Source organism: Duganella hordei, assembly GCF_040369125.1.
Taxonomy (GTDB): domain Bacteria; phylum Pseudomonadota; class Gammaproteobacteria; order Burkholderiales; family Burkholderiaceae_D; genus Rugamonas; species Rugamonas hordei.
Genome location: NZ_BPWI01000004.1, coordinates 454,061 through 472,754, shown reverse-complemented (window position 1 = coordinate 472,754; position 18,694 = coordinate 454,061). Strand labels below are relative to the sequence as shown.

Genomic DNA, 18,694 nt, shown 5'->3' with positions numbered 1-18,694 from the left:
AATCAGGTCCCCGCCCATCTGACCGGATTTCCTCATGATTCATACACGCTCGCTGCTGCTGTCCATCGCCCTTGCCTGCTTCGGCCTGATCGGCGTCGCCCTGTACCTGCAGCACGGGCTGGACATGCTGCCTTGCCCGCTGTGCGTGATCCAGCGCTACCTGTTCATCGCCATCGGCGTGCTGTGCGTGATCGGCGCCTACAGCCAGCCCAAGGTCGGCGCCGGCCTGGGCCTGCTGGCCGCGCTGGGCGGCCTGGGCACCGCCGGCAAGCACCTGTGGGTGCTGGCCCATCCCGGCCTGTCGTGCGGCATCGACCCGGTGGAAACCTTCCTCAACAAGATCCCGACCGCGACCTACCTGCCCTTCCTGTTCAAGGCCGACGGCCTGTGCGAGGACGCGCTGGCGCCGTGGTTCGGCCTGTCGATTCCGCAGTGGTCGTTCCTGTGGTTCGGCCTGTTCACCTTGTCGCTGGCGTGGCTGCTGATACGCCGCAGCCGCTGATGATCACGGACACTGCCGCCATCGCGGCCGGCGCCACCATCGCCGCGCTGCAAGTGCAGTCCCTGCTGGACCCGCTGGACAACCGCATCCTGCTGTGCCACGCGCTGGGCCTGTCGCGCGTCGGCCTGATCACCCAATCCGAACGCGCGCTGGACCAGGACGAGGCCGCGCGCTTCGCCGCGCTGGTGCGGCGCCGCTTGGACGGCGAACCGATCGCCTACATCGTCGGCCAGCGCGAGTTCTTCGGCCTGCCGTTTGAAGTCAACGGCGCCGTGCTGATCCCCCGTCCCGACACCGAACTGCTGGTCGAACTGGCGCTGGAGCGCCTGCCGCCGCGCGGCCGCGTGCTGGACATGGGCACCGGCAGCGGCGCCATCGCCGTCGCCCTGGCGCACACCCGGCGCGACGCCGAGGTCACCGCGCTCGACGTCAGTGCCGACGCGCTGGCCGTGGCCCGCCGCAACGCCGCCGCCAACCAGGCCAGGGTCGCCTTCCTGCAAAGCGACTGGTACGCCGCGCTGGACGGCGCGCCGCCGTTCGACGTCATCGTCTCCAACCCGCCCTACATCGCCAGCGGCGACCGCCACCTGTCCGAGGGCGACCTGCGCTACGAACCGGCCGGCGCGCTGACCGACCACGCGGACGGCCTGTCCGCCCTGCGCATCATCGTCGCCGGCGCCGGGCCGCGCCTGAAGCCCCGGGGCTGGCTGCTGATGGAGCACGGCTACGACCAGTCCGCCGCCGTGCGACAGTTGCTAACCGAACAAGGTTACACCGAGGTGCAAAGCTGGACCGACCTGGCCGGCATCGAGCGCGTCACGGGTGCGCGCACGCACTGACGGCCCCGCTCCAAGACGGTATTCTGGCTTTCGGCCGCCCTTCCCAGTATTTGATAAACTAACAAGCGATCTTCGGCAATGGCCGGACTTTGGACCGCCGCCGACGCGTTTTTCCGTTTTCGGTTAATCTCGCACCTCACCGCTTTGATGCACTACGAAAGGAAGATCCAATTGTCCAATCTACTGACTCGCCGCCTGGCCCTGCTGGCCAAGCCAGAGCACCGTCCGGTGCTGGGTGGCTTGCGTGGCATCGAGCGCGAAACGCTGCGGGTGGATCCGCACGGCCACCTGGCCGCGACCCCGCATCCGGTGGCGCTGGGCTCGGCCCTGACGCATCCGCAGATCACCACCGACTACGCCGAAACGCTGCTGGAGTTCATCACTCCGGCCGAATCCGACATCGCCACCACGCTGGAAAAGCTGGACGGCATCCACCGCTACGCCTACAGCAAGCTGGGCGACGAGCTGCTGTGGAGCCAGTCGATGCCGGCCCAGCTGCCGGGCGAGGAAGACATCGAGATCGCCTGGTACGGCACCTCCAACATGGGCACGCTGAAGCATGTGTACCGCCGCGGCCTGGCGCTACGCTACGGCAAGGCGATGCAGTGCATCGCCGGCATCCACTACAACTACTCGCTGGACGAACGCCTGTGGCGCGTGCTGGCCGAGAATGAAGTCAGCGGCAAGCGCCTGTCGCCGAAGTCGTTCCAGTCCGAAGCCTACCTGTCCACCATCCGCAACTTCCGCCGCTACAGCTGGCTGCTGATGTACCTGTTCGGCGCCTCGCCGGTGCTGCAGTCGGGCTTCCTGCGCGGCAAACCGCACAAGCTCGAAACGCTGTCCGGCGACACGCTGTACCTGCCCTACGCCACCAGCCTGCGCATGAGCGACCTCGGTTACCAGAACGACGCGCAATCGGGCCTGAGCCCGCACGAAAACTGCCTGGACAGCTACGTCGCCGCGCTGACCAAGGCCGTCAACCAGCCGTATGAACCGTATGCGGCGCTGGGCACCAAGCGCGATGGCGAATGGATCCAGCTGAGCACCAACGTGCTGCAGATCGAAAACGAGTACTACTCCACCATCCGCCCGAAGCGCGTGATCCAGACCGGCGAACGGCCGATCCAGGCGCTGTGCGCGCGCGGCGTGCAGTACATCGAAGTGCGCTGCATGGACGTCGACCCGTTCGAGCCGGTCGGCATCAGCGTGCAGGCGGGACGCTTCCTGGACGCCTTCCTGCTGTTCTGCGCACTGGAGGAAAGCCCGGCCATCTCGCCCGAAGAAGGCATGCGCCACACCGACAACTTCGCCCGCACCGTCAAGGAAGGCCGCCGTCCGGGCCTGATGCTGAACAACGAGGACGGCGAAATCGGTCTGCGCCAGTGGGGTGAGCAGCTGCTGGAGCGTATCCGCCCGGTGGCGGCGCTGCTGGACTCCCTGCGCGGCGACAGCGTCCACGCCGACGCGATGGCGGCGCAAGCGGCCAAGCTGGCCGATGCGGATTTGACGCCGTCGGCCAAGGTGCTGGCGGCCCTGCGCGCCAACGGCAAGTCGTTCGCCGCCTTCGGCCTGGCGCAAAGCGAAAAGCACGCCGCCTACTTCCGCAGCCATCCGCCGACCGCCGAGGAGACCGCCTATTTCGACGGCCTGGCCGCCGTCTCGCTGGCCGAGCAGGCGGAGATGGAAGCGGCGCCGCAGATCAGCTTCGACGATTTCGTCGCAGCCTACCGCGCCAGCAATCTGTGCCACTCAAGCATGGATTGCGACTAAACTAGGGGCTTCATCACCGCCACTACCGCGCGAGGCCCCTTTTGCTCACCTTCTACAACGAACTGCACGCTCAGCACCGGGGCCGCTACGAAATCTTCCGCGGCGAGATGGTGCCCTGCTTTGAAAAGCCGGAGCGCGTCGATTCGGTGCTGGCGGAGCTGGGGCGGCGCGGCCTGGGCAAGATCGTCACGCCGCACGGCGTGCCGCTGATGTCGCTGGAGCGCATCCACACCCCGCGCTACCTGCACTTCCTGCGCAACGCCTGGAGCGAATGGCTGGCGCTCGATCCGGCCAACGCCGGCAAGGACGCCTTCCCCGCCGTCTGGCCGATACGCTCGCTGCGCGACGACATCGAGCCGGATAACTTCTGCGCCAAGCTCGGTCTGTATTCGATGGACAGCGGCACGCCGCTGACCGCCGGCACCTGGACCGCCGCCAAGACCGGCGCCGATTGCGCGGTCAACGCGGCCCATGCCTTGCGCCTGGGTGAGCGCGGCGCCTTCGTGTTGAGCCGCCCGCCCGGCCACCATGCCGGCGCCGATTTCTTCGGCGGCTACTGCTTCCTCAACAACGCCGCGCTGGCCGCGCAGCACATGCTCGACGATGGTGCGCGCAAGGTCGCCATCATCGACATCGACTACCACCACGGCAACGGCACGCAGAGCATCTTCTACAACCGCGACGACGTGCTGTTCATCTCGATCCACGCCGATCCGCGCAGCGAGTATCCGTTCTACCTGGGCCACGCCGACGAGCGCGGCGAAGGCGCGGGACTGGGCTACAACATGAACCTGCCGCTGGCGGCGGGCAGTTCGTCCAAGGCCTGGTTCGCGGCGCTGGAGACGGCCTGCATCCGCCTGGGCAGCTTCGCGCCGGACGCGCTGGTGGTCTCGCTGGGCGTCGACACCTTCGCCGGCGACCCGCTGTCGCGCTTCGAACTGCAAAGCGCCGACTACCTCAAGGTCGGCGAGCGCCTGGCCTACCTCGGCCTGCCGACCGCCTTCATCTTCGAAGGCGGCTACGCGGTCAAGGAACTGGGCACCAACGTCGTCAACGTCCTCGAAGGCTACGAGACCGCGCTTTAAATCCGTCAATCCGGGGTCAGGTCTGACATTTGGACACGAGCTCTGCCGTAGCGGCCGCTACGGCAGAGCTCGTGTCCAAATGTCAGACCTGACCCCGGATTTAAAAGGCCTTGAAAAGATAGTCGGTCATCAGCTTCTCGCTGATCGCATGCGGCATCTTCACCTGGAAGTTGGTGGTCGTGATCACCGCGACCACATGCTGCTCCGGCATCACCACCACCTTGTTGCCGCCGCTGCCGGACATCATGACCGCGCGGTAGGTCTTGCCGTCCTGCGTGAATTTCTTGATCCACCAAAAATAGCCGTAGTCCGTGTTCTCGTCGACTTGCGCATGCGGCGCCATCGACTGTTTCACCCAGCCGGCGGAGACGATGCGCTTGCCGCGCCATACGCCGCCGTCCAGGTACAACTGGCCCAGCTTGAGCAGGTCGCGGCTACGCAGGCCCAGGCCGCCGCCGGTCATCGCCGGACCGGCCGGCGTGTACTGCCACTTCAGCCGCGTGATGCCCAATGGGCCGAACAAGGTGCGCGCCGCGAACTGGTCGACCTTCTCGCCGGTGGCCTTCTCCAGCAAAGGTCCCAGCAGCGTCGGCCCGGCTGTGCAATAGGAAAAGCTGCGGCCGTAGGGCGAGTCCTGCGGCTTGGCGACCCAGTCGGGAAAACCTCGTACCGGCAGGTCCAGCGCGAACTGGGTCCAGTCCTCCAGCAGATACATGCTTTCCTCGTTGCCGCGCGAGTACTGGTTCTGATCGTCGCACTCCAGCAGGGAACTCATGGTCAGCAAATCTTCGACGGTGATTTTTTCCTTGCGCGGATCGGGATGAAGCACCGGATGCTTCTCCGGGAAGAAGGCAAACACCGGCGCGCCCACGCCGGCCAGCTTGCCCTGGTCGATCGCGATACCGACCAACATGTCGGTCACGCTCTTGGTCACCGAACGGGTGTTGCGCAGGCCGGCCTCGCCGTCGGCGTCGTAGTAGGCCTCGAACGCCAGCTTGCCGTCCCTGGCGATCAGGATGCTGGTGATCTGCTTGAAGTCGCCCTTGCGGACCGCGGCGTCCATCGCCTCCAGCGGCTGCGGATTCAATCCGGCGGCGGCCGGCGCCGCCCTGGGCCATTCATCGTCCGCCGCGACGGCGGTCAACGACGCGCCGGCCAGCATCAAAGAAAGAATTATCCTGATCATGTCGCTCCGCTCCATCGTCAAGGTGAGAGCAAACCAGTATATATCGACCGCCAGGAGACCGTCCCTTAATACACATCGCGGCGATAGCGGCCGGTCTCGGTCAGCTCGTCCAGTGCCGGACGGCCGATGATTTCCTCCAGCGCGGCGTCGACGCCGCCGGCCATGCCTAGCAGGCTGCCGCAGACGTAGATGACGGCGCCGTCGGCCAGCCATGCGCGCAGCGTGTCGGCCTTTGCCCGCAGGCGGTCCTGCACGTAGCCGCCGCCTTCCGCGTCGCGCGAGAAAACCAGATCCAGCTTGGGCAGGAAGCCGCCACCGCGCCAGCGCTCGATCTCCTCGGCGCAGATGCCGTCGAACGCGCGTTGCCGCTCGCCGAAGATCAGCCAGTTGCGCTGCAGGCCATCGGCCACGCGGGCACGCAGATGCGAACGCAGGCCGGCCATGCCGGAACCATTGCCGATGTAGATGGCCGGCAGCGGCTGTGGAGGCGCGTCGAAGGCCGGATTGGCGATCAACCGCACCCGCACGTCATCGCCGATGGAAGCCTGCGCGGTCAGCCAGCCCGAGGCCTGGCCTGCCTGGCGCACCACCAGCTGCATGCCGCCGTCCTGCGGCAGCGAAGCGAGCGAGTAGCGGCGCGGCACCAGGTCCTTGCCGTAGTGGCCAGGCCAGATGTCGACCAGCGCGCCGGGACGCCAATCCGTCGGAGGCCCGCTCAGCGTGAGTTCGTACAACGGCGCGCCGCTGCTGCCGGGATTCAGCAAGGTGCGCCGGGCAAGGCGCCAGCTGGCGTAATCGCTGTCCGGTATGGCGGTCGACAAGTTCATGTCGAGCGCATCGCCGCCGATTAATTCACCCAGCGCGTGCGACCAGCGGGCCAGCGCGCCGGGATCGCCGTTATCGACCTCGATGATCGGATGCAGCGCCTGCGCGCCCAGTACACGCAAGCGCTGGTCCAGCGTCTGGCCGAAACCGCAGAACTGCAGGTAATTGCGGTCGCCCAGCGCCAGCACCGCGTATTGCAGATGCGCCAGTTCGCCGGCGGCGGCATGCAGCAGGCGGTTGAAGCGGCGCGCCGCATCGGGCGGTTCGCCCTCGCCGAAACTGCTGGCGACGAACAGCGCGCGGCGATAATTGCCCAGCAGCGGAGGCGTGAGCTTTTCCAGCGATTGCACGTGCACCGCGACACCGGCCTCGCGCAGCGCGGCGGCGCTTTGCAGCGCCAGCCTTTCCGCCTGGCCGGTCTGGCTGGCGTAGGCCATCAGCACCGGATCGTGCACATCGCCCGACACCGGCACCTCCGCCAGCCGCGCGCGCTCCGCCTGCGCCTCGCGCTTCTGGCGGCGGCGCTTCAGGTACAGCATCCAGCCCGTGACCGCAAACCCGGGCAGCGACAGGCTGACCAGGAACATCAACACGCGGCCCGGCAGGCCGAAGTAAGTCCCCATGTGCAGCGGATAGATGACCGACAGCGCGCGCTGGCCGACGGCCATGCCGTCGTACGGCTCGTTCTTGACGATGGCGCCGGTCTGCTGGTTGATCGACATGCGCCCGCGCGCGCGTACGTGCGGCGCGTCCTGCGCCACCCAGAGGATCTGGATCGGCTGTTTGGCGCGTTCCGGCGGACGCAGGAAGGCCATGCGCCAGTTCGGCGCCTGCTGCTGGAAGGCCGACCACGATGTCGTCAGGTCGACCGCTTCCGCCACGGCGGTACGTGGCGCGCCATCGGTCTTCAGCGCCTTCGGTTTGGGCGCGGCAGCTTCGCGCGGCGGGCGCTGCACGCCGGCCCAGCCATCGACCGTATCGCGCACCACGTCGAAACTCCAGTACACGCCGCTGGCCGTGAAGATCAGATAGCCCGCCAGCGCCCACGTTCCCGCCACCGAATGCAGGCCCCACAGGAAGGAGCGGCCCTTGAGACGCGTGTCGAACGTCAGCCAGGTGCGCCAGTCCAGCGCGCGGCGCGGCCAACGCAGATACAGCCCGCTCAGGGCCAATCCCATCAGACAAAGCGCCAGCGTGCCCACCACCGGACGCCCGCTTTCGCGCGGCAGCAGCAGGTAGCGGTGCAGCGACTCGACCCACTCGAACGCGTCGTCGTAGCGCAGCGGCGGCAGCAGCGCGCCGGTGTAAGGGTTGACGAAGACGGTCTCGCCGTGTTTTTCGCCCGGCGCCGGTGCAAAGCCGACACGGGCCGTCGTGCCAGGCTCGGAATACACGACGATGCTGGTGATGCGCGCCTCGGGATGCGCACGCCGCGCGATCTGGGCGACCTGCGGCGGCGCCAGCACCGGCGCCGTTTGCACGGCCACGCTGGTCACGCCCGGATTGAGCAGGTCCAGCAGCTCTTCGCGGAAGGCGAGGATGGCCCCGGTCAGGCCGATCACGACCAATACCGAGCCGGCGGTGATGCCGATGAACCAGTGCAGCTGGAACCAGAGCTTTTTCACAGGTCGACCTTCACGCTCAATTTGACCAGGCGCGGCATGCCGGCACTGAGGCGCGTGCCGGCGCCGGCCCAGTACCGCTTGTCGCCGGCGTTGTCGATATTGGCTTGCCACGTGGTGCGCTTGCCCATCAATGTCGTCACGTAGCGGCCGCCGGCGCTGAACAGCGTCACGCCGCCGAGGAAGGCCTGGTCAAGATCGTTGACCGGCCGGCGGCCGGTGAAGTAGGCGCCGCCGTTGAAGGACAAACCTGGCACCGCATCCAGTTCATACGACAGGAACGCGCTGGCGGTGCGCCTGGACGCGTTCTCCGGCAGCTTGCCGTTGTAGTTCGCGTTGATGTTGCGGAATTCCGGCGCGATCCACTGCGCCGACGTTTGCCATGACAGCTGACGCGCCAGCTTGCCCTGCGCGGACAACTCCAGGCCGCGATAGTGCTGCTCGCCGTCGGCGGTGAAGACGTTGGCGGTATTGGTGTAGTAGCCGGGACGATTGATGTCGAACAGCGCCGCCTGCACCAGCGTGCCGCCCGGTACGCGCCAGCGCGCGCCCAGCTCCTTCTGGCGGCTCACGCCCGGTGCCATGCGTTCGCCCACGTTGGCGCTGCCGGTCGGCGCGGTTTCGCCTTCTTCCAGCCCCTGCGAACCGGACGCGTAGAACGACAGGTCGGCGGAGGCCTTGTAGATCAAGGCCGCCATCGGCGTGGTCTTGCTGACGTCGTAGTGGTTCGCGCCCTGGTCGCTGGTGTACTGCACGCTGCGCACGCCGGCCACCGCCTGCCAGTGGGGCGAGAAGGTCAGCCGGTCTATCGCATAGATCCCGCCATCACGCGAGTCCAGCGCGGCGGTGGTCGGCGTTGTCGGCACGGCGCCGTAGGTCACGCTGGTGATGGCGCCCGGGTTGTACAGGTTTTGCGCGGCGACGGTGTAGGTCGATTGATAGATCGGGTCCTGGCTCTTGTCGGTGCGGGTGGCACCGAAGGTCACGTCATGCTGGACGAAACCGGTCGCCACGCTGCCCGCCAGTTCCACGCGCAGCATGCTCGAGTCGACCACGTTGTGCTGCAGATTGCCGTTGATGCGGCCCGCGCCGGTCTGCAGCGCCGCCGTGTTATTCAGCCTGAAGATGGCCAGCCTGCGGTCGCGCGCCGTTTCGGAATGGCCGCCCTCCACCGTCAGGGCCCAGACGTCGCTCAGCGCATAGTCGGCGCGCAGTTGCGCATTCCTGGTTTGTGCGTCGAAGTTGGCCCAGTCCGGGCCGATCAGCCGGTGCGGATCGACCGTGGCCGGCAGCGGAATCGCGCCGTTGACGACGGCCGGCAAGGCGATGCCCGCCTGTTCGGTCACACGGCGCTTGTCGTATTCCAGATCGGCCTTCAGGCGCAGGCGCGCATTGACGCGCCAGTCCAGCGCCGCCGACGCGAAGCCGCGGTTGCCGTTGCCGACGTTGTCCAGGTAGGAGCCGAGCGTGCCGGCGGCGGCGTTGATGCGCACGCCGAACTGCCGCTCCCCGCCGAAGCGGCGCGCCACATCGGCCGTCGCCACCGCCGTGCCGTTCTGGTCGACCGTCATGCCGACCGTGCTGACCGGCGCGGCGCCGGCGCGCTTGGTGACGAAGTTGACCACGCCCGCCGGCGAGGTGAAGCCGTAGTACAGCGCGGTGGCGCCCTTCAGTACTTCGACGCGTTCCTTGTCTTCCATCGGCACCTGCGAGAAGTTCATGATCGGCAGCGTGCCGTTCAGGCGGTAGTTGGTGCGGTTCTCCACCGCGATGCCGCGTATGACCAGCTGGTCCCAGGTGTCGCCGCCATTCTGCTGGCGCGTGACGCCGGCGGTGTTGCGCAGCGCGTCGTACAAGCCGCCGGCCGCCTGCAATTCCAGCACCTCGCGCGTGACCACGTTGACGGTGGCCGGCACGTCCATGATGTCGGCGCCGCGGAAGCTGCCCGCCTCCACCGTTTTCGGCGCAAAGCCGTCGGCACGCGCCGCCGTCACCCGCACGGCCTGCAGGACCAGCTCATCCGCCTCCTGCGCGGCGGCGGGAAAAGCCAGGGTCAACATGAGGTACAAGGGCAGGCGGAGGTGGGGCATGGCGGCGAAATAGGACGAAGGTTACACATTATATCGATAATGCGAATCATTATCAATTGCGATTACTACGTACGCCGCCCCGCCTTGACGCCCCAAACCGCCGCAACCATACTTGGGCCATGGAGAAACCTTTGCCTTGGGCCGACAGCACGCCAGGACTGACCTTGTGGTCGGCCATCCTGTTTTGCTGCTTCAGCGCCCTGCTGGCGGCGCTGTACCTGCTGCCGTCGGTGGCCAGCCTGCTGTGCGTGGTGCCGGTGCTGTCCTACCTGATGCTGGGACGGAGGATGGGCATGGTCTACAGCGTCGGCTGGCCGGTGCTGGGCATGGCGATACTGATGCTGCGGCCCGGCAGCACGGCCGAGGAGCTGTCCAGCCTGGGCGCGACCCTGCTCGGCGTCGGCGTGCTGTCGCACCTGTTCGAGGCCAAACGCGAGGCGCTGATGCAAGCCTTGCGCCGCACCGCCGCGCTGGATCCGGTGACCGGCCTGCATAACCATCTCTACCTCGAATCCATCTTCAGCCAGCTGACCCGTCCGCAGCGCGGCAAGCCGGCCACCGTGTCGCTGATGCTGATCGACGTGGACCAGCATGACGACGCTGCGCTGATCCACGTCGCGCGCCGCATCGAGGAAGTCTGCCGGGGCAGCGACTGGGCGTTCCGCTTCGGCGACGCCCGCTTCTGCGTGCTGGTGCCGTGGGTGACGCAGGTGCAGGGCCAGCAGATCGCCGACCGGCTGAAGGCGGGCATCGAGGCCGGCGAGTCGCACCGCGTACACCCGCGCATCGGCCTGGTGCGCTGGCCGGACGATGCGGCCACCTTGGCCGAACTGCACCGGGCCGCGGCCCGCCGCATCGAGCACTAGTTATTCAAAGCGCTCGAACGACTCCGCCAGGAAATCGACAAACGTCCGTATCCGCGCCGACAACTGGTGCCGCTGCGGATACACCGCGTAGATGTCCGCATCGGGCGTCCTGAAGCCGGGCAGCACCTGCACCAGCCGCCCGCTCTCGAGATAGCGCTCGATATCCCATTCCGCCCGCATCAGGATGCCGTGGCCATCCAGCGCCCAGTTGACGGCGATTTCGCCGTCGTTGGTCGCCAGGTTGCCGCGCACCTTGACCGCTTCCGCATGACGCTCCGATTCGCGTCCCGCGAACAGCCGCCACAGGCCATACGCCTCATCGCCCTGCCGGATGCAGATGCAGTTGTGCCGCCGCAGCTCGGCCGGCGACCTGGGCTCGCCATGCCGGGCCAGATACTTCGGCGACGCGCACAGCAGCCGCCGGTTCGGCGCCAGCCGCCTGGCGATCACGCGCGTGTCGGTCGGCGCGCCGAAGCGGATGCAGACATCGAACTGGTCGTCCGTCAGCGCCGGTGGATCCACCGACAGCTGCAGTTGCACATCCACCTCCGGATAGCGCAGCACGTATTTGGAAATCGCCGGCGCGATGTGCAGGCGCCCGAAGCCCAGCGTCGCGTTGACCCGCAGCTGCCCCTTGGGCACGCCCTTGGACGTGGTCAGCAACTGGTCCAGGTCGGCGATCTCGCCCAGGATGCGGCGCGCATGCTCCAGCAGCACCTCGCCCTCGGGCGTCAGGCTCATGCGCCGGGTGGTCCGGTTCACCAGCGGCACGCCCACGCGCGCCTCGATCAGGGACAGCCGCTTGCTGACCGCCGACGTGGTGATGCCCAGTTCCCGCGCGGCGCCGCTCAAGCTGCCGGCATTCGACAGGGAAACGATGAAGCCGAGCTCGGCCGGTTGGAATCCGTTACTCATGATTGATTGTTGAGCTGAAGGTTAACAATGGATTGAGTTTAGCCCCCTTAAAGCGCCCCGTCCACCGCTTACAGTGCATGCACTACCGCCCCAATCATGCACAGGAGACCGCAATGAAGACCTACCAAATCGCAACCATTCCCGGCGACGGCATCGGCAAGGAAGTCGTGCCGGCCGGCCAGCAGGTGCTTTCCGCGCTGGCCGCCGGCAGCAAGAGCTTCCAGTTCGAGTTCGAAGACTTCGGCTGGGGCGGCGACTACTACCGCCGGCACGGCGTCATGATGCCGGCCGACGGCCTGGACGCCCTGCGCGACAAGGACGCCATCCTGTTCGGCTCCGCCGGCGACCCGGACATCCCCGACCACATCACGCTGTGGGGCCTGCGCCTGAAGATCTGCCAGGGCTTCGACCAGTACGCCAACGTGCGTCCGACCCGCATCCTGCCCGGCATCGACGGCCCGCTGAAGCGGTGCAGGCAGGAAGACCTGAACTGGGTCATCGTGCGCGAAAACTCGGAAGGCGAATATTCCGGCGTCGGTGGCCGCGTGCACCAGGGCCACCCGATCGAAGCGGCCACCGACGTTTCGATAATGACCCGCGTCGGCGTCGAGCGCATCCTGCGCTTCGCCTTCAAGCTGGCCCAGTCGCGTCCACGCAAGCTGCTGACCGTCATCACCAAGAGCAACGCCCAGCGCCACGCGATGGTGATGTGGGACGAGATCGCGCTGGAAGTGTCGCGCGATTTCCCCGACGTCAAATGGGACAAGGAACTGGTCGACGCCGCCACGGCGCGCATGGTCAACCGTCCGGCCACGCTGGACACCATCGTCGCCACCAACCTGCACGCCGACATCCTAAGCGACCTGGCCGCCGCGCTGGCCGGCAGCCTGGGCATCGCCCCCACCGGCAACATCGATCCGGAGCGCCGCTACCCATCGATGTTCGAGCCTATCCACGGCTCGGCGTTCGACATCATGGGCAAGGGCCTGGCCAATCCGGTCGGTACCTTCTGGTCGGTGGTCATGCTGCTCGAGCACCTGGGCGAGCACGAGGCGGCGCAGCGCGTGATGCGCGCCATCGAAAAAGTGACGGCCAACGTCCGCCTGCACACGCGCGACCTGGGCGGCGTCGCCACCACGGCCGACGTCACGCAGGCCGTGTGCGACTACCTGACGTCCGCACAGGAACTGCAGGCCGCATAAATACGCGCCATCGGCGCAGGTCCGCCCCTACCCGCCGCCAAGAGCATGGCGGGGCGCGATCCAGGCAGCAAAACATAAGGAGGCATCATGTCTAAGCGTTTCTTTGGAAAACTGTACGTCCAGGTACTGATAGGCGTCGTCGCCGGCGGCCTGCTGGGTTATTTCTACCCCAAGCTCGGCACCGACTTCAAACCCCTGGGCGACGCCTTCATCCGGTTGATCAAGATGGTCTTTGCGCCGGTGATCTTCGCCATGGTGGTGCTGGGCATCGCCAAGATGGAGAGCATGAAGGAGCTCGGGCGCGTCGGCGTCCGCGCCCTGATCTATTTTGAAATGATGTCGACGTTCGCCCTGCTGCTGGGCCTCATCGTCGTCAACGTCGTCCAGCCCGGCGCCGGCATGAATGTCGATGCGACGACGCTCGATACCCACAGCATCGCCAACTACACGGCGGCGGCGGCAAAATCCACCGGCTTCACGGACTTCCTCCTCAACATGATCCCGCAAAGCGTGGTCGAAGCCCTGTCCAGGAACGACATCCTGCAGATCCTGGTGTTTGCGACGATGTTCGGCATCGCGCTGTCGCACATGGGCCGCCGCGCCAAGCCGGTGGTCGACTTCCTGGACGCCTTCTGCAACAGCATGTTCATCGTCGTCGGCATGATCATGCGCGCCGCGCCCATCGCCGCGTTCGGCGCGATCGCTTTCACGGTCGGCAAGTACGGCCTGGGTTCGCTGGTCTCGCTGGGCCAGCTGATGGGCAGCATGTACATCACCTGCGTGCTGTTCGTGTTTGTCGTGCTGGGACTGGTCGCCCGCGTTTCCGGCTTCAGCCTGCTCAAGTTCCTGCGCTACATCAAGGATGAAGTCTTCACGGTGCTGGGTACCAGCTCATCGGAATCGGTGGTGCCGCAATTGATGCGCAAACTGGAACATGTGGGCGTCTCCAAGCCGGTGGTCGGCCTGGTCATTCCGGCTGGCGTCACCTTCAACCCGGACGGCCAGTGCATCTACTACACGATGGCGGCCATCTTCATCGCCCAGGCGACCAATACGCCGCTGACCATGATGGACCAGTTTGTCGTGCTGGGCGTGCTGATGCTGACCTCCAAGGGATCCGCCGGCGTGACCGGTTCGGGCTTCATCACGCTGGCGGCGACGCTGGCCTCGATGGGCAAGATCCCGGTGGCCGGCATGGTGCTGCTGCTCGGCGTCGACCGCTTCATGTCCGAGGCACGCGCCATCACCAACACCATCGGCAATGCGGTCGGCACCATGGCCATTGCGCAGTGGGTCGGCGCGCTGGACCGCGACCGCATGAACCGCGTGCTGAACGGTGAATCCACGCAGGAGGAAATGCGGGCGCTGTATGCGCCGGAGGACGCCGCCAACGAGCCGCTGCCCGAAGTGGCGATCCTGCAAAAAGCATCCGCCTGACAGGTGACCATCATGAATGAGAAAACCAGCGAACGCGCACTCCTGCAACGCATGTTCGAGGCGGCGATAGCGGCGGCGCAGCCGGCGCTGTGCGTGCCGCCGGCGCTGCCCGAGGCGCCCAAGGGACGCCTGATCGTGATCGGCGCGGGCAAGGCTTCGGCCGAGATGGCTCGCGCCGTCGAACGCAACTGGCCAGGGCCGCTCACCGGCCTCGTGGTCACCCGCTACGGCTACGCCGTGCCGTGCGAGCGCATAGAAATCGTCGAAGCCTCGCACCCTGTGCCCGATGCCGCCGGACTCTCGGCCGCCCGCCGCATGCTCGACCGCGTGCAGGGCTTGAGCGCAGACGACACGGTGCTGTGCCTGATCTCCGGCGGCGGCTCGTCGCTGCTGCCGCTGCCCGCCGATGGCATCAGCCTGGAAGACAAGCAGCAGGTCAACCAGGCCCTGCTGACCTCCGGCGCCAGCATCGGCGAAATGAACTGCGTGCGGCGCCACCTGTCCGCCATCAAGGGCGGCCGCCTTGCCGCCGCCTGCCATCCGGCAAGGGTGATGACCTTTCTGATCTCCGACGTGCCGGGCGACGATCCGCGCGACATCGCCTCCGGCCCCACCGTCGGCGACGCCAGCACCTGCGCCGACGCGCTGGACATCATCCGCCGCTACCGCATCGCGCTGCCGGAGCATGTGCTGGAAGTACTGCGCAGCGGCCGTGGCGAATCCATCAAGCCCGGCGATCCGAGGCTGGCCCGCGCGGAAGTGCGGATGATCGCCACGCCGCAAATGGCGCTGGAAGCGGCCGCGCAAGTGGCGGCGGCGGCGGGCGTCACGCCGCACATCCTCGGCGACAGCATCGAGGGCGAGGCACGCGACGTCGGCAAGGTCATGGCCGGCATCGCGCTGCAGGCGGCGCGGCGCGGCCAGCCGTTTGCCGCGCCATGCGTGCTGCTGTCCGGCGGCGAGACCACCGTCACCGTCCGCGGCCAGGGACGCGGCGGCCGCAACGTCGAGTTCCTGCTGTCCTGCGCCATCGCGCTGCAAGGCGAGGCGGGCATCCACGGCCTGGCCGGCGATACGGACGGCGTCGACGGACAGGAAGAAGTCGCCGGCGCCTGGATGGCGCCCGACACACTCGCCCGCGCATGGGAACACGGCCTGCGTCCCCGCGACAGCCTCGATAACAACGACGGCCATGGTTTCTTCCAGGCGCTGGGCGACAGCATCGTCACCGGCCCTACCCTCACCAACGTCAACGACTTCCGCGCGCTGCTGATTGTGCGCTAAACGCTGGTTGTTTGTGGCCGTTGTATTGGACCTGTACTCGCGGCGCATCGTAGGCAGGTCGACGCAACCGACGATGATGAACAAGCGCATGCACAACTTAAGCATTTGCTTGGGTAGTCAGGACAATTTTTCCCACGTTCAAACCATCTTCCATGCGTTTCTGCGCTGTACCTGCTTCGGCCAAGGGGTAGACGCTATCGATGATTGGATTCAGTCCACCTTTGCCGAACTGCGATAACCAACGTTCCTTAAAACGATGCGACATGGCGTGCTTTACTTCTTGTGAACGCGATTTCATGACTGTGCCCATAATTTGCAGGTGGCGGTACAGCAAACGGTCCAGCGGTATCTTCGCGTTTTCGATACCACCCATGATACCGATTTGCACCAGGCGGCCGCCGAAGTCGAGCGAATTCACATTGCGTTCGAAGTAAGGTGCGCCGATGAAATCAAGGATGAGGTTTACGCCGCGATTTTCGGTTCGTGTAGCAATTGCCTCCGCGAAGTCTTCTTTCTCATAGTCGATTACATGATGCGCACCCATGCGGAGAACGATGTCATGGGCGCTTGTCTTCGCGGTGGAAAAAACCGTCGCGCCCACTGCATGCGCCAGCTGTACGGCCGCCCCCCCGACACCACCTGCGCCGGCGTGAACCAGAACGGATTCGCCAGGTTGCAGCTTGCCCAAGTGGATGAGTGCCTCATGAGCCGTCACAAACACTTCGGTGATTGCAGCAGCATGAATATAGTCCATGCCATCTGGAATCGGCATCGCCATACGGTAGTCGATGCGGGAAACCTCAGCATAGGCGCCACCTCCAACAATACCCATGACACGGTCACCGATAGAATAGCCCTGGACTTCCGCGCCGACGGCGACCACCTCGCCTGCGATTTCCAGCCCCATGATGGTGGAGTCGCCAAAGTCGGGCCAGCCGTAGCCACCGCGACGGTGGGTCAGATCAGCGCGGTTGACGCCGGCAGCATGCGTTCGCACCAGCAGGTCGGTGGGGCGGAGGACAGGTTCCGGGACTTCGCCGATTTTGAGTACCTCGGCTGTGCCGAATTGGTCAAAGGTAATAGCTTTCATGATTGTTCCTTATATCGTAGCGATAGAGTTGGATGGCCGCAGCGGAAATTTGTGCGGCAGAAGAATATAGTCAGGCGGCCTGGCCTTCAGAGAACGCTGCGTTAGCGTAAGCAGACGCAGTGATGGCCGCCGGGAAGCCGGCGTAGAACGCCAGATGCGTGATGGCTGCACTCAGCTCGACCTGCGTTAAGCCATTTTGAATACCGCGGCGCAGGTGCGCGGGAAGTTCGTGAGCGTGGTTCATCGCGATGAGACAGGCAATGGTGATGAGGCTGCGGTCTCGCGGGGACAGGTCCGGGTCAGTCCAGACTTCCGAATACAGCGGCCGCTCGACGAAATCGGACAACTTGGGTGTGAAGTGTCGGGCCGCTGCGCGAGGGCTGGTGAAATCGATGGGTTTCATGGTGCTTCCTTTCGCTTTTGAATCAGGCTTGGCTGATGAATTTGTTAGTCAGGTAGTGGCCTATGCCTTCAGTACCGCCTTCTGAGCCATGTCCGCTTTCCTTCATGCCGCCGAATGGCAATTCGGTGGCGATGATGCGGTACTGATTGATGCCAATCATTCCAGCCTCAAGACCATCACCGACGTCAATGGCCGTGCGTGCGTCGCGGGTGAAGGCATAGGCAGACAGCGCATAAGGCAGGCGGTTAGCTTCCGCCAGGCCGTCTTCCAGCGTATCGAAGGCGCGTAATACGGCGATGGGGCCGAACGGCTCTTCATGCATGATGCGAGCGCTCATCGGCACGTCGGCCAGCACGGTCGGTTCGAAGAAATAGCCCGGACGGTCGATACGCTTTCCCCCGGTCAATACCCTGGCGCCTTGCTCTACTGCGTCGGCAACCAGCGATTCCATCTTGGCCAGTTGGCGCGGATTGGCCAGTGGGCCCACTTGTATGCCGCTATCCATGCCATCACCGATGGCCAGCCTCTGCGTTGCTGCGACGAAGCGCTCCTCGAAGCGAGCATAAGCGGCGCGCTGAATCAGGAACCGGGTCGACGAAATGCAGATTTGGCCGGTGCCACGAAAGCGGTTGGCGGCGCCGCCCGCAGCGGCGGCGTCGATATCGGCATCCTCAAATACCAACACCGGGCCGTGTCCGCCCAACTCCAGCGTGATTGGCTTGACGCCGGCAGCAGCACGCTCGGACAGCAGGCGCCCCACAGGTACGGAGCCAGTGAAGGCGACCTTGCGGATAACCGGTGAGGCAATCAGCTGCCCCGAGACCATGTCCGGCACGCCGAAGACGATTTGCAGCACGCCTTTAGGCAAACCGGCGTCATCCAGGCAGCGGGCCAGGGCCAAGGCCGTCGCGGGGCTTTCTTCGCCTGGTTTCAGGATGACGCTGCAGCCGGCAGCCAAAGCTGCCGACAGCTTGCGCGCAGGGGTAATGGCAGGGAAGTTCCAAGGCGTAAAAGCAGCCACTGGACCGATAGCCTGACGCTTCACCAGTTGCTGAACGCCAGGGCGATTGGCGGGAACCACGCGACCATCGATACGGCGCGCTTCCTCGGAGAACCATTCGAAGTATTCCGCGGCACGCAATACTTCATCACGACTCTCGCTCAGGGGCTTGCCTTCTTCCAGTGTCATCAGCGTGGCAATGTGCTCAGCGCGTTCGCGCATCAGTCCTGCTGCGTTTCTCAGGATGTGGGCGCGTTCGGCTGGTACCACATGCCGCCATATTTCAAAAGCGCCTTTGGCTGTATCCAGCGCTTGGTCCAGGTCTGCGGCGGTGGCCAGCGGAAGGCGGCCCAGTGTCGTACCGGTTGCCGGGTTGATGACAGCGGAGGTGTCGCGGTTGCCAGCCTCCAACCAGACGCCGTTGATGAACAGATAGAGCTGGTCGTACTTATACTTTTGCATGATTATCTTCCTTGGTTGAATTCGGTAGCATGTGGGCTTGCCGTAGGAAGAAGATTAAAACCGCGGGGGGCTGCTGATAAGATGACTCTCGCCCACAATGGCTATGCAAGGAATGC

15 protein-coding genes are annotated in these 18,694 nt (G+C 65.6%); 8 read left to right on the top strand and 7 right to left on the bottom strand.

What is annotated here, in order from left to right; translation table 11 throughout:
* Positions 1-34: 34 nt before the first annotated feature.
* From ABWW33_RS12785 to ABWW33_RS12770, 4 genes are all read left to right on the top strand, one after another.
* Positions 35-502: a disulfide bond formation protein B gene (locus ABWW33_RS12785; RefSeq protein WP_176653105.1), complete on the top strand. Its 468-nt coding sequence runs from the start codon at positions 35-37 to the stop codon at positions 500-502.
* On the top strand, positions 502-1,341 hold the full coding sequence (gene prmC / locus ABWW33_RS12780; RefSeq protein WP_353401937.1) for a peptide chain release factor N(5)-glutamine methyltransferase: 840 nt from the start codon (positions 502-504) through the stop codon (positions 1,339-1,341). The genes ABWW33_RS12785 and prmC overlap by 1 nt, the downstream gene beginning before the upstream one ends.
* Before the next feature lie 171 nt (positions 1,342-1,512).
* Entirely contained in the window at positions 1,513-3,111 is a 1,599-nt protein-coding gene (gene gshA / locus ABWW33_RS12775; RefSeq protein WP_353401936.1) for a glutamate--cysteine ligase, read from the top strand.
* Positions 3,112-3,152: 41 nt separating this feature from the next.
* Entirely contained in the window at positions 3,153-4,196 is a 1,044-nt protein-coding gene (locus tag ABWW33_RS12770; protein WP_353401935.1) for a histone deacetylase family protein, read from the top strand.
* A gap of 100 nt (positions 4,197-4,296) precedes the next feature.
* Here ABWW33_RS12770 and ABWW33_RS12765 read toward each other — a convergent pair whose 3' ends face one another.
* The 3 genes from ABWW33_RS12765 to ABWW33_RS12755 form a co-directional block, all read right to left on the bottom strand.
* A complete protein-coding gene (locus tag ABWW33_RS12765; RefSeq protein WP_353401934.1) occupies positions 4,297-5,382 on the bottom strand; it encodes a serine hydrolase domain-containing protein in 1,086 nt (361 codons plus the stop codon).
* Between the two features lie 65 nt (positions 5,383-5,447).
* Positions 5,448-7,832 (bottom strand): PepSY domain-containing protein, encoded by a 2,385-nt coding sequence (locus ABWW33_RS12760; RefSeq protein ID WP_353401933.1) that lies wholly within the window; start codon positions 7,830-7,832, stop codon positions 5,448-5,450.
* Positions 7,829-9,889 carry a TonB-dependent siderophore receptor gene (locus ABWW33_RS12755; protein ID WP_353401932.1) on the bottom strand — a complete coding sequence of 687 codons (2,061 nt, stop codon included), beginning with the start codon at positions 9,887-9,889 and terminating at the stop codon, positions 7,829-7,831. The genes ABWW33_RS12760 and ABWW33_RS12755 overlap by 4 nt, the downstream gene beginning before the upstream one ends.
* 161 nt (positions 9,890-10,050) lie before the next feature.
* On the opposite strand from ABWW33_RS12755, the gene ABWW33_RS12750 reads away from it, so the two are divergent.
* Positions 10,051-10,785 (top strand): GGDEF domain-containing protein, encoded by a 735-nt coding sequence (locus ABWW33_RS12750; protein WP_353401931.1) that lies wholly within the window; start codon positions 10,051-10,053, stop codon positions 10,783-10,785.
* On the opposite strand, the gene ABWW33_RS12745 is transcribed toward ABWW33_RS12750, so the two are convergent.
* The gene (locus ABWW33_RS12745) at positions 10,786-11,700 is read right to left on the bottom strand and encodes a LysR family transcriptional regulator (protein WP_176653112.1); all 915 of its coding nucleotides are present in this window, start codon (positions 11,698-11,700) and stop codon (positions 10,786-10,788) included.
* Positions 11,701-11,813: 113 nt separating this feature from the next.
* Here ABWW33_RS12745 and ABWW33_RS12740 point away from each other — a divergent pair, with 113 nt between their 5' ends.
* The 3 genes from ABWW33_RS12740 to ABWW33_RS12730 all read left to right on the top strand — a co-directional run bounded on the left by ABWW33_RS12740 (position 11,814) and on the right by ABWW33_RS12730 (position 15,623).
* Positions 11,814-12,902, top strand: coding sequence for a tartrate dehydrogenase (locus tag ABWW33_RS12740; RefSeq protein ID WP_353401930.1), 1,089 nt, complete (start codon positions 11,814-11,816; stop codon positions 12,900-12,902).
* Between the two features lie 87 nt (positions 12,903-12,989).
* On the top strand, positions 12,990-14,339 hold the full coding sequence (locus ABWW33_RS12735; protein ID WP_353401929.1) for a dicarboxylate/amino acid:cation symporter: 1,350 nt from the start codon (positions 12,990-12,992) through the stop codon (positions 14,337-14,339).
* 12 nt (positions 14,340-14,351) lie between these two features.
* A complete protein-coding gene (locus ABWW33_RS12730; protein ID WP_353401927.1) occupies positions 14,352-15,623 on the top strand; it encodes a glycerate kinase type-2 family protein in 1,272 nt (423 codons plus the stop codon).
* Positions 15,624-15,720: 97 nt separating this feature from the next.
* On the opposite strand, the gene ABWW33_RS12725 is transcribed toward ABWW33_RS12730, so the two are convergent.
* The 3 genes from ABWW33_RS12725 to ABWW33_RS12715 all read right to left on the bottom strand — a co-directional run bounded on the left by ABWW33_RS12725 (position 15,721) and on the right by ABWW33_RS12715 (position 18,578).
* Complete coding sequence (locus tag ABWW33_RS12725; protein WP_353401925.1) at positions 15,721-16,713, bottom strand: NAD(P)H-quinone oxidoreductase; 993 nt, start codon at positions 16,711-16,713, stop codon at positions 15,721-15,723.
* A gap of 70 nt (positions 16,714-16,783) precedes the next feature.
* A complete protein-coding gene (locus tag ABWW33_RS12720) occupies positions 16,784-17,116 on the bottom strand; it encodes a carboxymuconolactone decarboxylase family protein (RefSeq protein ID WP_353401924.1) in 333 nt (110 codons plus the stop codon).
* Positions 17,117-17,138: 22 nt separating this feature from the next.
* Positions 17,139-18,578, bottom strand: a complete 1,440-nt coding sequence (locus tag ABWW33_RS12715; protein WP_353401922.1) for an NAD-dependent succinate-semialdehyde dehydrogenase — start codon at positions 18,576-18,578, stop codon at positions 17,139-17,141.
* Between the last annotated feature and the right edge of the window lie 116 nt (positions 18,579-18,694).

What these genes read in the sequence shown, in the direction of transcription:
- ABWW33_RS12785 (WP_176653105.1), top strand. Translation starts at nt 35, where the DNA reads ATGATTCATACACGCTCGCTGCTGCTGTCCATCGCCCTTGCCTGCTTC.
- prmC (WP_353401937.1), top strand. Translation starts at nt 502, where the DNA reads ATGATCACGGACACTGCCGCCATCGCGGCCGGCGCCACCATCGCCGCG.
- ABWW33_RS12765 (WP_353401934.1), bottom strand. Translation starts at nt 5,382, where the DNA reads ATGATCAGGATAATTCTTTCTTTGATGCTGGCCGGCGCGTCGTTGACC.
- ABWW33_RS12755 (WP_353401932.1), bottom strand. Translation starts at nt 9,889, where the DNA reads ATGTTGACCCTGGCTTTTCCCGCCGCCGCGCAGGAGGCGGATGAGCTG.
- ABWW33_RS12745 (WP_176653112.1), bottom strand. Translation starts at nt 11,700, where the DNA reads ATGAGTAACGGATTCCAACCGGCCGAGCTCGGCTTCATCGTTTCCCTG.
- ABWW33_RS12740 (WP_353401930.1), top strand. Translation starts at nt 11,814, where the DNA reads ATGAAGACCTACCAAATCGCAACCATTCCCGGCGACGGCATCGGCAAG.
- ABWW33_RS12735 (WP_353401929.1), top strand. Translation starts at nt 12,990, where the DNA reads ATGTCTAAGCGTTTCTTTGGAAAACTGTACGTCCAGGTACTGATAGGC.
- ABWW33_RS12730 (WP_353401927.1), top strand. Translation starts at nt 14,352, where the DNA reads ATGAATGAGAAAACCAGCGAACGCGCACTCCTGCAACGCATGTTCGAG.
- ABWW33_RS12725 (WP_353401925.1), bottom strand. Translation starts at nt 16,713, where the DNA reads ATGAAAGCTATTACCTTTGACCAATTCGGCACAGCCGAGGTACTCAAA.
- ABWW33_RS12720 (WP_353401924.1), bottom strand. Translation starts at nt 17,116, where the DNA reads ATGAAACCCATCGATTTCACCAGCCCTCGCGCAGCGGCCCGACACTTC.
- ABWW33_RS12715 (WP_353401922.1), bottom strand. Translation starts at nt 18,578, where the DNA reads ATGCAAAAGTATAAGTACGACCAGCTCTATCTGTTCATCAACGGCGTC.